Origin of the sequence: Massilia sp. (assembly GCF_031995545.1) — a bacterium.
In the GTDB taxonomy this organism is placed as follows: Bacteria; Pseudomonadota; Gammaproteobacteria; order Burkholderiales; family Burkholderiaceae_D; genus Telluria.
In genome coordinates this window covers 1-14,223 of the sequence record NZ_DAMAGA010000008.1, presented here as the reverse complement: position 1 = coordinate 14,223, position 14,223 = coordinate 1, and the positions used below count along the sequence as shown (strand labels likewise).

The 14,223-nt window shown below is 68.1% G+C and carries 10 protein-coding genes; 9 read left to right on the top strand and 1 reads right to left on the bottom strand.

The window, feature by feature from the left end:
* Position 1: 1 nt before the first annotated feature.
* The 8 genes from RTQ83_RS08175 to RTQ83_RS08140 all read left to right on the top strand — a co-directional run bounded on the left by RTQ83_RS08175 (position 2) and on the right by RTQ83_RS08140 (position 11,206).
* On the top strand, positions 2 to 1,321 hold the full coding sequence (locus tag RTQ83_RS08175; protein ID WP_312513098.1) for an ATP-binding protein: 1,320 nt from the start codon (positions 2 to 4) through the stop codon (positions 1,319 to 1,321).
* 159 nt (positions 1,322 to 1,480) lie between these two features.
* Positions 1,481 to 1,906: a type IV pilin protein gene (locus RTQ83_RS08170; protein WP_312513095.1), complete on the top strand. Its 426-nt coding sequence runs from the start codon at positions 1,481 to 1,483 to the stop codon at positions 1,904 to 1,906.
* A 20-nt stretch (positions 1,907 to 1,926) separates the two neighbouring features.
* A complete protein-coding gene (locus RTQ83_RS08165; protein WP_312513092.1) occupies positions 1,927 to 2,526 on the top strand; it encodes a type II secretion system protein in 600 nt (199 codons plus the stop codon).
* Entirely contained in the window at positions 2,523 to 2,966 is a 444-nt protein-coding gene (locus tag RTQ83_RS08160) for a hypothetical protein (protein ID WP_312513089.1), read from the top strand. The genes RTQ83_RS08165 and RTQ83_RS08160 overlap by 4 nt, the downstream gene beginning before the upstream one ends.
* A complete protein-coding gene (locus tag RTQ83_RS08155) occupies positions 2,963 to 4,150 on the top strand; it encodes a PilW family protein (protein ID WP_312513086.1) in 1,188 nt (395 codons plus the stop codon). Before RTQ83_RS08160 ends, RTQ83_RS08155 begins: the two co-directional genes overlap by 4 nt.
* Positions 4,147 to 4,740: a hypothetical protein gene (locus RTQ83_RS08150; protein ID WP_312513084.1), complete on the top strand. Its 594-nt coding sequence runs from the start codon at positions 4,147 to 4,149 to the stop codon at positions 4,738 to 4,740. The genes RTQ83_RS08155 and RTQ83_RS08150 overlap by 4 nt, the downstream gene beginning before the upstream one ends.
* Before the next feature lie 46 nt (positions 4,741 to 4,786).
* Entirely contained in the window at positions 4,787 to 9,406 is a 4,620-nt protein-coding gene (locus tag RTQ83_RS08145; protein ID WP_312513081.1) for a PilC/PilY family type IV pilus protein, read from the top strand.
* A 165-nt stretch (positions 9,407 to 9,571) separates the two neighbouring features.
* The gene (locus RTQ83_RS08140) at positions 9,572 to 11,206 is read left to right on the top strand and encodes a peptide chain release factor 3 (protein ID WP_409456093.1); all 1,635 of its coding nucleotides are present in this window, start codon (positions 9,572 to 9,574) and stop codon (positions 11,204 to 11,206) included.
* A gap of 6 nt (positions 11,207 to 11,212) precedes the next feature.
* Here the strand turns inward: RTQ83_RS08140 and RTQ83_RS08135 are convergent, their stop codons facing one another.
* Positions 11,213 to 12,193 carry a DUF3108 domain-containing protein gene (locus tag RTQ83_RS08135; protein WP_312513076.1) on the bottom strand — a complete coding sequence of 327 codons (981 nt, stop codon included), beginning with the start codon at positions 12,191 to 12,193 and terminating at the stop codon, positions 11,213 to 11,215.
* Positions 12,194 to 12,422: 229 nt separating this feature from the next.
* Here RTQ83_RS08135 and RTQ83_RS08130 point away from each other — a divergent pair, with 229 nt between their 5' ends.
* Positions 12,423 to 14,120 carry a methyl-accepting chemotaxis protein gene (locus RTQ83_RS08130; RefSeq protein WP_312513073.1) on the top strand — a complete coding sequence of 566 codons (1,698 nt, stop codon included), beginning with the start codon at positions 12,423 to 12,425 and terminating at the stop codon, positions 14,118 to 14,120.
* The last annotated feature ends 103 nt before the right edge of the window (positions 14,121 to 14,223 follow it).

The window sequence follows — 14,223 nt, the reverse complement described above, 5'->3', positions numbered from 1 at the left end:
AATGAGCAGCATCAGGCTGCAACTGCTCAAGTGGCTGCTGGGGCCGATCCTGCTGGTCAACCTGGTGCTGGCCGCGCTGGTGGTCGGGCTGGCCTGGACGCCGGCCCAGGTCGCATTCGACCAGGGGCTGTTCGACAGCGCTGACACATTGGCCGCACGGCTGGCCGGCGGTGCCGCGCCGCAACTGCCCATACCCGCCGCCGACACTGGCGCCAGGGACCCCATCTGGTTCGCGCTGCGCGATGCGCAAGGTGCCCATCTGGCCGGCGCCGCCGGTTTCCCACCGCTGCATCCGGGACGTGCCGCGTATGACGCCGAGATCGATGGCGAACCGGTGCGGGTCGTCGCACGCGAGATAGCGACACCCGACGGCCCGCGCCGGTTGGGCGTGGCGCGCCCGCTGCGCCAGCGGCTCGAAGTGCGTGCCGCCATCGTGCGTTCGCTTACCGTGCTGGTTGCACTGGTCACGATCACGCTGGTCGGCGTGGTCTGGCTGTCGGTCAGTAACGGCCTGAGACCGCTGGCCCGCATCCGCGCCGAGCTGGCCGCGCGCGGCCCGAACGACCTGGCGCCGCTGCCGGCCGAGCAGGTGCCGTACGAGATCGCGCCGGTGGTCACCGGCTTCAACGAGCTGCTCGACAAAGTCGAGGCCGGCAGCCGCGCCCAGCGCGATTTCCTGGCTGATATGGCGCATCAGCTCCGTACCCCATTGGCCGGGATGCAGCTGCAGCTCGAATGGCTGGGCCAGCGCCACGCCGCCGACCCCGACACCCGGCGCGCGCTGGAGATGATGGGCCTGTCCAACGAGCGCATGATCCGCCAGGTCAACCAGCTGCTGGCGCTGGCGCGCGCACGGGAAGGGCAGCCGACCGCCGCCCCGGCACCCCTCGACCTGGCGGTGCTGGTGGGCGAATCGGTGCAGTTCTTCGTCGAGAAGGCGGCGCGCAAGGACATCGACATCGGCTTCGAGCTGGACCCGGCGCCAGTGTCCGGCGACGCCTTCGGGCTGCGCGACCTGATCGACAACCTGGTCGACAACGCGATCCGCTACACACCGACGGGCGGCCGGGTCACCGTCGGCTGTGGGCGGGAAGGGCAGCAGACCCGGTTCACGGTCGAGGATTCCGGCCCCGGCATTCCGGCCGCGCGCCGCGCCGCCGTGTTCGAGCGCTTCGTAAGGCTGAACGACAAGACGGACGGCAGCGGCCTCGGGCTGGCGATCGTCAGGGATATCGCATCAGCACACGGCGCAAAAGTAGTGGTGGGCGACGCCGACGACGGTGGCGCCAGGATATACGTAACCTTTCCGCCAACTGTCTAGCCATTTCGCCAAGACATGATATCTGCCTGTAACCAAACAATGTCGTATATCTGCTGCAGTCAGGAATTTGTCAGGATTTCTTCAGGGAATTGACAGCTTCCTCGATTATTATGCCTGGTGGAAACATTTATCGGCAATATCGCCCTCCAGGAGAATCCCATGCAGCAGCGTCAGTCCGGTTTCACACTCATCGAACTCATGCTCGCGGTGGCGATCGTCGGCATCCTGACCGCCGTCGCCTTGCCTTCCTACAGCAGCTACGTGCTGCGCACCCGCCTGGCCGAAGCGCACAGCGCGCTCGCCGCGACCCAGCCACAGCTGGAGCAATACTGGTCCAGCGGCTCGACCGGCCATACCTACGCCGGTTTCGACAAGGTGCCGGCTTCGACCACCAATTTCACTTATGAGCTCAAGGACGCCGACGAAACCGGCTACACCCTGGTCGCCACCGGCCGCGCGGCCGCCGCCAGCTTCGTCTACACCCTCGACGAAGCCGGCCGCCGCGCCACCACCGGCGCCCCGGACGGCTGGACCAAGCGTTCCGACTGCTGGGTCGACCGCAAGGCGGGCACGTGCACCCAGTAAGGATAAACGCAGGCCGCGCGATGGCCGGCTTCACCATCGTCGAAGCGATGGTGGCGCTGGTCATCATGGCGCTCCTGCTGTCGTTCGGCATGCCGCGCATGACCGATTGGCTCAGCGCTACCAAGGCTGCCGGCGCCGCCGGTTTCTACGCCGAAGGCTTCACCACCGCGCGCCTGCAGGCATTGTCCAACAACAGCCAGAGCCGCCTGGTGTTCATCGCCAACGCCGGCGGCCAGCCCGACTGGCGCGTCGACATCTGCCTGCGCACCACCGACACTCCCTGCCTCAACGATGGCGACTGGTCGACCGAGACCGCCGGTCCCAAGGACGCCGCAGGCGTACCGGCGGCGTTCCGCTCGATCCGGCGCAGCGGCGCCACCCTGCCGCCAGCGACCAGGCTGGCGGTGACGCTCGGCCCCGGCGCCGGCAATAGCGTCTACTTCACGCCGCTGGGCTGGGTCGATACCACCCGCGCCCAGCGCATCACCCGCGTCGGCCTGGCCGCGCCGACCGGGCAAAGCGGCGCCTTCAGACCGTCGAGGGTGGTGCTGACCCTGGCCGGCGTGGCCGTGACCTGCGATCCGAATGCCGTTGCCGGCTCCAACCGGTGCCCGGAATGAACCTGAGCGCGATCGCTAAACTCCGCCGGCGCACCCAGCGCGGTGTGGCCCTGCTCGAAGCGCTGCTGGCCGTGGTCCTGCTCGGGATCGGCCTGGTCGGCACCCTGGCGCTGCAGGCGCGTTCGGTGGCGGCGCTGTCCGAAGCCGGCCTACGCGCCGAAGCCACCATCGCCGCCAACGAGCTGCTGGGCGTGATGAATACCGACCTGGCCCACCTGGGCGACTATGCGGTGGCCGAAAACGCGCGCCCGGGCACGCGCCTGGCGCCGTGGTACGAAGCGGTCGAAGACCGTCTGCCCGGCTCCATCATCGTGGTCACCGTGACGCCGGCGCCCGGCACCACCCGTACCGAAGTCGCGATCTCGATCCGCTGGAAGCGCACGAATAGCGGCGCGCGCAACCGCCACGACATCACGTCCTACCTGTCGCAATCGGAATGAAGAACCTGATCTCTCATCGCCGCCGCCATGCCGGCTTCTCGCTGGTCGAGCTGATGGTCAGCGTCGTGATCGGCCTGCTGGCGGTGCTGTTCGCGACCCGCATCATGACCGACAACCAGCGCAACAAGGACGCGGCCCTGGGCGGCTCGGACTCGATGCAGAACGGGATGCTGGCCATGTTCTCGATCAGCGGCGACATCGAACAGGCCGGCTATGGCCTCAACGACAACCTGCTGGTCGGCTGCAACACGCGCTTCACCGACACCGGCGGCTACCAGCTGGCGACGGTCAAGCGCGGCGCGGCCAACGTGCAACCGCTGGCCCCGGCCGTGATCGAGCCGGGCGGTGCCAACGCCTCGGACCGCATCACCCTGTACGCCGGCAGCGCCGCCGGCGGCACCGCCACCCTGCGCCTGACCGGCAACTACGTCGGCGGCACCACGCTCAATGTCGACCGCCGTCCGTACGGCTTTCGTCTCGGTGACGTGATCGTGGTCGCGCCCGAGCAGCGTGGCGGCGACTGCGCGCTGGCCCAGCTGGCGACCGACCCCGAAACCCATCCGGGCGGCGCGGCCGCGCAGTACGTGCGCATCGGCGGCAGCGGCCTGCGCTTCAACAGCGGCGCGCTGGGCGTCCTGTACCAGGGCAATACGGCGCGCATCTTCAACCTGGGCCAGGGCGCGCGCCTGGCCTTCCACACCTGGTCGAGCGACGGCAGCTACCTGCGCCTGCGCTCGACCGACATGGACGGCGCCGGCGCCAATCCGCAGCCGGTGGCCGACAACATCGTCCTGCTCAAGGCGCAGTACGGCTTCGACACCCGCGCCGGCCAGGCCTTCCTGCCGGGGCAGGGTACCGAAGTGGGTGAATGGTCGTCGACCATGATCGACGCCGACGGCGACGGCGTGACCGGCAGTGCCGGCGACTACGGCCGTGTGGTGGCGCTGCGCGTAGCGCTGGTGGCGCGCTCGCGTCATCCCGAGCGTCCCGGCGCCGACGGCAATTGCAGCGCCACCGCGGAAATAGCGCCGCTGTTCGCCAAGGAACAGCCCGACGGCGTCGAGCCGCAAGAAGTCGAGGTCAAGCTGGGTACGCAGGCCGATCCGGACGGCTGGAAGTGCTACCGCTACCGCGTGTTCGAATCCATCGTCCCGCTGCGCAACGCCGGCTGGAGGCCTGAATGAAGCAGCACGCCGTTCCTTCGCGCCAGGCCGGCATCGCGCTGCCGGTGATGCTGATCATGCTGCTGGTGATGCTGGTGACCAGCATCTACCTGCTGCGCTCGACCAATTCGACCACGCTGGCGGTGTCGAACATGGCCTATGACGCCTCGCTCAGCCGCGCCGCCGACCTTGGCCTGCACACTGGCTTCCAGTGGCTCAAGGCCAAGGCGCTGGATGACAAGGCGGCCCTGATCGACGACGACGACGCGGCCGGCTACACCGCCATCATGAATCCCGGCGCCAGCCCGCGCGACGCGACCTTCTGGCAAAACAAGGTCGTGATCCCGGGGCCGGGCGGTACCAGCGTCGAGTACGTGATCCACCGCATGTGCACCCAGCGCCTGCGCTACGACGACGGCGACAACCAGTGCGTCCAGACTGCGGAGGTCAGCGCCGACCTGGGCAACCCGGTGCCGGTCGGCCAGAGCCTGGCGTCGGACGCGCCAAGCTTCGCCGGCAGCCCGCAACTGCATTACGTGATCACTGCCCGCATCGCCGGCGCGCGCGGCGGCAACGTGGTCAACCAGATGGTGGTCATGCTCGGCGTCTGACGCCAGCCGACCACCAACGCTACAGACGAACGAACCTGGAATGCGCATGCATCGCTTTTCGACACAACGCCTGATTCCCTTCCTCGCGACCGTGCTGTCGCTGCTGGCAGCCATGGTTGCCACACCGGCCAAGGCCGATCCGACCGCCATCTCGACCCTGCCGCTGCTGAACATCAGCGGCAGCGGGGCGGTCAAGCCGAACCTGATGCTGCTGTACGATAACTCGGGGTCGATGAACTTCACCTACACCCCCGACTACGTCGCCAATCCCGACACCTGCCGCGCCGGCACTACCATCGGCGACGGCACCCGCGGCTGCACCATCGGCGACCCGCCGTTCGCCAGCAGCGACTTCAACCGCCAGTACTACAACCCGAAGACGCGCTACCGCCCGCCGGTGCGCGCCAACGGCACCTCGTACAACGAGATGACGAGCGCGAACACGCGCCAGTGGAGCCAGGTGCCGAACGACGGCTTCGGCGTCAACAACGAAGACCTGCTGGGCAGCAGCAAGTACAGCACCACCAACCTGGTCACGGGTTTTCCCGACCTGGCCTGGTGCGACCGCAACACCGAGAACTGCCAGCTCAACACCACCGGCTACACCTATCCGACCAACAGCCGCTACAAACCGGCCTGGACCGACGGCGCGCCCTACTATTACAGTATCAACGTCGCCGAGTACTGCACCGACAACACCATGACCAACTGCACCGCCACCGCCGTCAACGGCGACGCGCCGGACGGTTATCCGGTGCCGGCGCGGGTGCGCTTCTGCGATTCCAACAAGCTGACCAAGTGCCAGGCCAAGTTCGTCGGCAACTACAAATACCCACGCTTCTCGGGCGAGAACCAGAACGCGCCGTGGTGGGGCACCATCACCATCGGCGCCTCCAGCGGCGACAACGCGCTGCGCATCAACAGCGTGACCGCGGTCGGCCTGTCCGGCACCCAGGTCATCACCAGGAATGCGGTGGACGCCGCCAATGGCAGCGACAGCAGCGACAAGCGCGCCGTGCTGGCCAGCGCGCTGGCGGCATCGATCGTGGCACAGACCGGCCTGGCCAATCCCTTCACCGCCTGCGTCACCACGCCGCGCCATACCAGCGTGCCGGCTTGCTCGAGCTACGGCATCACCCTTGGCGGTACCAACCAGCTGGCGGTGATCCCGATCGCCTGTCCGGAGGGCGCTGGCGACAAGTCGATCAGCACCTGCTCGCCGGTCACCGACAACAGCCGCGCCGGCGACAACCTGATGGTGTCGTCCGGCACCGGCGCCACTGCGCTGCTCACCATCAATGGCACCACCAATTCGGGCAGCAACCAGATCCTGAAAGGCGTGACCCTGGGCGGCGTCCAGCTCCTGACCCGCCAGCTGACCCTCGGCAAGGGCATTTCCTCGAGCAACGTGGTGACCGCGATCCGCGACGCGATCGGCACCCGCGGCACCATCACCGCGTATTCCGGCGGCACCCGCAATTCGTCGCCGCTGTGCGAGGCCCAGGGCAACAACACCCTGTGCCTGATCGACACCGCTTCCAACGCGGCCGGGCGCGACATCGCGCTGGGCGACCTGACCAACAACGGTTCGGGTCGCAACGTGCGCCTGAGCTGGACCGTGAAGGAAGCGGTCAGCGACGTGGTGCCGACCGCCACCAGCGGCCTGGGCGCCTCGATTTTCGTGCGCACCAATATCGTGTCCTCGCGCCGCGCCTATCCGCGCGACCCGGCGCGCACCGACTGCCGCGGCGAGACCTGCACCTACGACGAAGAGATGACCAACTTCGCCAACTGGTACGCCTACTACAAAAGCCGCAACCAGATGATGAAGACCGCCGTCGGCCAGGCATTCGAGCCGGTCACCGACAAGTACAACGTCGGCCTGGTGTCGCTGTCCGAGGCGGCCAAGAAGCAGGGCACCATCAACAAGCCGCTGCCGTTCAGCGGCCAGGACCGCACTGACTGGTACACGTCGCTGTACGACATGACCACCAGCGGCGCCACGCCGGTGCGCCTTGCCCTGGACGCGATCGGCAAGATGTACGCCAACCGCGAGCCCTACGACAAGCCCAAGGGCCAGGAAGCGGTGAAGTACCCGTGCCAGCAGAACTTCACCTTCATCACCACCGACGGCTACTGGAACGGCGATGCGCCGACCGGCGTGGGCAACAACGACCAGCGCGAGGACGCGGCGCGCTTCTGCCTGCGCTCCAAGGGCTGCGTCGATCCGCGCGGGCAAAGCGTGCCGTCGCTGGCCGACATCGCGCTGTACTGGTACAACGGCGGCTCGAGCGAGATCGTCTCGCGCCAGAATTCGCTGCGTCCGACCCTGGAAAACTGGGACAAGCCGGGCGTGGTGCCGGCTGCCGACGGCGAGAACACGCGCCTGCACATGAAGACCTACGCCCTCGGCCTGGGCGTGGACGGCATCATGACCTACGAGCCGAACTACGACACCGCGCCCAGGCAGGGCGGCGACTTCTACAAGGTGATCACCGGCGCCACCTCGGGCTGCCCGTGGAGCAGCGACGGGCGCTGGACCTGGCCCGATCCGTCCACCGGCCAGAACAGCGGTTCGCTGGCGCTGCAGTCGCGCGTCGACGACCTGTGGCACGCCGCCATCAACGGCCACGGCAAGTACTTCTCGGCCTCCGACCCGCTGCAGGTGATCGAGGGCCTGCGCTCGGCCCTGAGCAATATCGAAGTGCAGGTCGGCGCCGCCGCCGCCGCCGCGACCTCGACCCCGAACATCTCGGCGGTCGACAACGACATCTTCGCCGCCACCTTCACCACGGTGCGCTGGAACGGGCGCCTGTCCAAGCGCAAGATCGACCTGAGCACCGGCGCGGTCAGCGACGACGAAGTCTGGAACACCTCCAGCCTGCTCGGCGCGCGCGTCGATGCCAGCAGCGACGACCGCCGCATCCTGATGATGGACCCGGGCACGCGCGCGCTGGAAGCCTTCACCTTCGCCAACTTCACCGGCACGGTGGAAAAGAGCTGGTTCGAAAACAAGTGCGGCGCGCTGCCGCAGTGCGCCAACCTGTCGGACGCCAACCGCGCCATCGTCAATCGCGGCGCCACCATCGTCAACTGGCTGCGCGGCCAGCAGCAGTACGCCGACGACACGCTGCTGCGCGCCTACAGCTTTACCGATGCCGCCGACAGCGGCGCCGACGGCGCGCTGCCGATCGTGCTGGGCGATATCGCTTCGTCCAAGCCGGCCTATGTGCGCGACCCGCGCAAGAACTACGACCGCGACGGCTATGCCGACTACCGCGCCGCCAACACCGGGCGCGAGCCGACCGTGTACATCGGCGCCAACGACGGCATGCTGCATGCCTTCCACGCCACCACCGGCGCGGAACTGTGGGCCTACGTGCCGCGCATGACGATGAAGAAGCTGCATCTGCAGGCCAGCACCACCTACGGCGGCAGCCACCAGTACACGGTGGACGGCTCGCCCGAGGTGGCCGACGTGAAGATCGGCGACAATTGGCGTTCGGTGCTGGTGGGCGGCCTGAATCGCGGCGGGCGCGGCTACTACGCGCTGGACGTGACCGATCCCGACGCGCCCAGGGCGCTGTGGGAACTGTGCGCCGACCCGGCCGTGTGCAGCGGCGACAACCTGGAGCCGGAACTCGGCTACACCTTCGGCAATCCGCAGTTCGGCACCATCGAGGAAGCCGGCGGCAAGGAGAGCTGGGTGGTGTTCCTGACCTCGGGCTACAACAACATTCCGGGCAGCGATGGCGTCAACAGCGGCACCGGCGCCGGCTGGCTGCTGGTGGTCGATGTCGCCACCGGCAAGGTCAAGTACCGCATCTCGACCGGCGTCGGCAGCACCGCCACACCGTCCGGCCTGGCCAAGATCACCGCCATCACGCCGGATCCGCGCAACGATCCGAAAGTCACCTATGTGTATGGCGGCGACAATACCGGCAAGATGTGGCGCTTCGACTTCACGACCCCCGGCAGCCCGCGCGTCAAGCTGATGGCCGATGCCGGCACCGGCCAGCCGATCACGACCCGCCCCGAAGTGACGACCTGCCGCGTCGGCGCGTCGGAAGGCATCACCGAACCGGCCGCCAAGCGCATGGTGGTATTCGGCAGCGGGCGCCTGCTCGACCTGGAAGACGTGCCCAATCCGGCGCTGCAGAGCATCTACGTGCTGAAGGACACCGGCGACACCATCGCCTCCGGCGCCTGGCGCAAGGAGCCGGCGATGCTGCAGAAAACGCTGGCGCGCGAAGACGCCAACGACGCCGACTCGGCCTTCGTCCTGTCGGGCGACACGCTGGACTGGGCCAAGCATAATGGCTGGTTCGTCGACTTCAGCCTCAACAAGGGCGAGCGCGTCAACATCGATCCGAAGGTGGTGGCCGGTACGCTGAGCGTGGTGACCAACTTGCCGACCTCGTCGACCGAGTGCTCGGTGGGCGGCACCAGCAACATCTACCAGTTCAACGTCTGCGCGGCGCTCAACGGCATCGTCGGCGAACCGCTGTCGGGCAACGCGGCGGTGGGTACCTCCGAGGTGCGCACCCCGGACGGCGAACTGAAGGTGATCGTCACCGACGCCAAGGGCAAGATGATCCCGAAAGACCTGGCGCCGTCGATCAGCAGCGGTGCGCACCGCGCCGGCTGGCGCCGCGTTCGTGATTGAGCGACTAATTTACACGGGGCGGTGCGGAAACGTTAAAATCCCGGGTTTCCTTTCACGGGCCGTGACGCGGCCCGACTACTGGGCTCGAACATGGCCAACGACACCGATATCTTGAACGCCGACGGCGCGGACAACGCCGAGAACGGCGTGGACGCCGCCGAAGCGATGACTGACGCAACCACCGACGCAAGCGCGTCGCGCCAGACCGGCGCAATCGCGCGCGAAGTGGGGCGCCGCCGCACCTTCGGCATCATCTCCCACCCCGACGCGGGTAAAACCACGCTGACCGAAAAGCTGCTGCTGTTCTCGGGCGCGATCCAGCTGGCCGGTACCGTCAAGGGCCGCAAGAGCGGCCGCCATGCGACCTCGGACTGGATGGACATCGAGAAGCAGCGCGGCATCTCGGTCGCGTCCTCGGTGATGCAGTTCGAGTTCCGCGAGCACGTGATCAACCTGCTCGACACCCCGGGCCACCAGGACTTCTCGGAAGACACCTACCGCGTGCTGACCGCGGTCGACTCGGCGCTGATGGTGATCGACGCCGCCAAGGGCGTCGAGGAACAGACCATCAAGCTGCTCGACGTGTGCCGCATGCGCGATACGCCGATCGTCACCTTCATGAACAAGATGGACCGCGAAACCCGCGATCCGCTCGAACTGCTGGACGAAGTCGAATCGGTGCTCAAGATCGAATGCGCGCCGGTGACCTGGCCGATCGGCATGGGCAAGAACTTCCGCGGGGTGTACCACCTGCTGAAGGACGAGATCATGCTGTTCAAGGCCGGCGAGGAAAAGGCGGACGGCGCCTTCGAGATCGTCAAGGGCATCGACAACCCGAAGCTGGCCGAGATGTTCCCGCTCGAGATCGAACAGCTGAAGATGGAAGTGGAACTGGTGCACGGCGCCTCGCACGTGTTCGACATCGAGCGCTTCCTGTCGGGCGTGCAGACCCCGGTGTTCTTCGGCTCGGCGATCAACAACTTCGGCGTGCGCGAGATCCTGTCGGCGCTGGTCGACTGGGCCCCGGCGCCGCGCGAACGCGACGCCACCGTGCGCGCGGTCGAACCGGTGGAACCGAAGTTCTCGGGCTTCGTCTTTAAAATCCAGGCCAATATGGACCCGGCCCACCGCGACCGTATCGCCTTCCTGCGCGTGTGCTCGGGACGCTTCGAGAAGGGCATGAAGGTCAAGCACCTGCGTCTGGGGCGCGACGTGAAGCTCTCCTCGGTGGTGACCTTCATGGCCTCGAGCCGCGAACAGGTCGAGGAAGCGTACGCCGGCGACATCATCGGCCTGCCGAACCACGGCAATATGCAGATCGGCGACAGCTTCTCGGAAGGCGAGATGCTGACCTTCACCGGCATCCCGTACTTCGCGCCCGACCTGTTCCGCACGGTGCGCATCCGTAACCCGCTCAAGGTCAAGCAGTTGCACAAGGGCCTGCAGCAGCTGGGCGAAGAGGGCGCGGTGCAGGTGTTCAAGCCGGTGCTGGGTTCGGACCTGATCCTGGGCGCGGTCGGCGTGCTGCAGTTCGAGGTCGTGGCCAGCCGCCTGCTCAATGAGTACGGCGTGGACGCGGTGTTCGAGAGCAGCAGCATCAGCAGCGCGCGCTGGATCTCGAGCGAGGACAAGAAGTCGCTGGTCGACTTCGAGAACCAGCTCGGCCACCAGGTCGCCATTGACGCGGCCGGGAACATGGCCTTCCTGGCCACCTCGGGCGTCAACCTGCGCCTGACCCAGGAACGCTGGCCGAAGCTGACCTTCCACGCGACCCGCGAGCACGCGGCCAAGCTGGGGTAAGCCCGTCTACGGCGCTGGCTCGATCCGGGCCAGCGTCTGCGTGCGCGCCGTACCATCCGGTTCGGTGACGCGCAGCTGCACCGGCATCCAGTCGTGGCCGGGCGCCAGCCAGATCTCCAGCCGGCGCTCGCCGCTGTCACTCATTCGTACCAGACGCACCGCCTCCATCTCGCCGGCGCCGGTCGCGATCCGTTCCGGTCCCAGCACCCGATAGCGCTCGATGCGCGCGCCGCCCGGACCGGCGACCCAGAATTCCAGCACCTCGCGCATCTGGCTCGGATCGGCCAGGCCCATGCCGGCCAGCTGCGCCAGCAGCGACGCGCCGTCCTGGCTGCCCTCGGCCAGCCGGTCGGCCTGCGCATCGAGTCCGGCCTGCACGGTGCCGGCGCTGCGGTCGAAGCGGGTGGTGACCGAGCCGGCGCCGAAGGCCTCGACCGCCTGCTCGGGGGCGACGCCGGCATCGTCGATGGCGCCGGTGCTGCTGCGTTGTCCCAAAATCCCATCCATCTGTAACTGGTAGCGGTTGCCGTCGCTGCGCCAGGTCAGTTCTGCATTCCCCTCATTCGCCGCGCCGCGCGTGACGGTATAAGTCAGGCGTACCGGCGGGGGCGGCATCACGCGGTAGCGCGCCGGCATGCGAAAGCGGAAACTGACACCTCCCTGGCCGGGCAGGGCGTCGGGCGCCACGTCGGGCAGGATTTCCTGTGGCGCGGCCGGCGCTGCGCTGGCCTGCGCCGGGGCCGGGGCAACCGGCAGTGCTTCCTCGGGCGGTGTGGCCGGCGGCGCCGGCGCCGGGTCGGCTGGCGCCGGTGCTGTCGGTGCGGCCACCGGCGCCAGCCGCACGGCCAGCGCCGCGCCGCCGGCGGTCGGCGGCGGCAGGGCCAGGCGGCGCTCGATCCAGGCGAGCGCCAGCAGGTGCAGCAGCAGCGACAGCAGGCCGATCGCCAGCAGGCGCCGGTGCCGCGCCAGGAGGGCGGGAAAGCTCATGGCGCTAGTGTAGCCGCTGCCCGACAGTCGGGTCGAGCGGACGGTGCCGGGACGGGACGATTTGCGCCTGAGCAAATAATTCCCATGATCAATGCGGTAACGTCGTCAGGTGCATGGCAACCGCTTCCATGCACCCCTACCGGAGAACGACATGCCCAGATCCCCCTTCTCCCGCGGACGCCGCTCCGCTTCCTCGGCCCGCCACATGCCTGATCGTGTGAGCTGAGCCATGCTGGCCCGCCTCCGTATCGGTCCCAAATTGCTGCTCGCCCCGGGCGCCGTCCTGCTGCTGCTGGTGGTGCTGTCGTGCGCCGCCTATTACGCCATGCTGCGCCAGAACGCCTCGCTGGAAACCATCGTCGGCCAACGCGCCGCCAGCATGCGCGCGGCCAGCAGCCTGGCGGCGCAATCGCAGAAGGCGCACGCCGATATCTACCGTCTGCTGAGCTGGATGGGTGGCAGCTTCCCGGTGGCGCGCACCGAGCCGCTGCGCCAGGACATCCTGGCCCAGCACAAGCGCATCGCCGCCGGCCTCGACGCGCTGGCGCAGGCCACCGCCAGCGCGGCCGAAGATCGTCACGTCGAGCAGGCCGCGGTGGCGCACCGGCGCTATGCGCGCGCCGTGCGCGAAGTGATCGAGATGGCGCCGCTGGACGGCTCGATCGGCGCCAACGCCATGCTCAAGGCCGAAGGCGCGTTCTCGCTGGTGGCGCAGCGCCTGAACGACCTGGCAGCGCTCGAAGAGTCGCTCTCGCGTGACGCGTCAAGCAGCGCCAAATCCGACTTTCGCATGATCTCGGTGCTGATGCCGGCGGTGCTGCTGCTGGCGATCGGCCTGTCGCTGGCGATCACCTTCGCCGTGCGGCGCTACCTGCTGGACGAGATCCGCGGCATCACCAGCGCTGCCAGCGACCTGGCCAGCGGCGACCTGACGGTGCGCGAACGCGACTACGGCGGCGACGAGATCGCCGACTCGTCGCGCCTGCTCGACGCCAGCATCCGCAACCTGAACGGCACCCTGCGCACCATCGTCGAAGCGGCGCGCCAGATCGGCGCCGCCTCGCGCGACATCAAGCTCGGCAGCCTGAGCCTGGGCAGCCGCGCCGTGTACCGCGCCGGATCGCTGGCCGGCGCCGCCGGCTCGATGCAGGTGCTGTCCGCCACCGTGAGTCTTACCGAGGGCGACGCGCGCGCTGCCAACCGGCTGGCGGTGAGCGCCGCCGACGTCGCGCACCAGGGCGGCGACGTGGTCGAGCGCTTGGTCGCGACGCTGGAATCGGGCAAGCGCAGCGCGCAGCGGGTGGCCGACATCGTCGACCAGCTCGACGCGGTGGCCAGCGAGACCGGCACGCTGGCCTTGAACGCGGCGCTCGACGCATCGCGCGCGCGCACCGAAGCGGATGACGGCGCGGGCATCGCCGCGGTAGCGGCCGAAGTGCGCGCGCTGGCGCGGCGCGTGGCGGCATCGGCGCGAGAGATCCGCACGCTGGTGGCGCAGTCGGTAGCCGAGATGGACGGCGGCGCGGCGTGGGCGGTGCAGGCCGGCAGCAGCATGGAACGCATCGCCAGTTCGGTGCGCGAAGTGGAGGACATCGTTAGCCGCATCGGCTCCACCAGCCAGGGCCAGGCTTCGAACCTGCAGGAGGTGAGCGGGGCGATCGTCCGGATGGATCAGGTGACGCGGCAGAACTGCACGCTGGTGGAAGAAGCGGCCAATGCGGCGCGCACGCTGCAGATGCAGGCGTTGACCCTGTCGCGCACGATGGCGGGGTTCAGGCTGGAAGAGGGGACGCCGCAGCTGCAGCCGATGCGGCGCAGCGGCGACGATAAAGGGACGGTGGACGACGCGGCGCGCGAACGCCAGCCGACACGCGAACGGCGGCGGCATCCGGCGTCGCACCTGCGGCTGGCGTCGAGCCGCAAGTAGCTCGATCTATTTAGTTAGCCATAAAACGTCATCCCCGCGAAGGCGGGGACCCAAGTTCGTTCCGCAGCCACATACAATGAATTTTGTGGTGTGCGTGAAAACT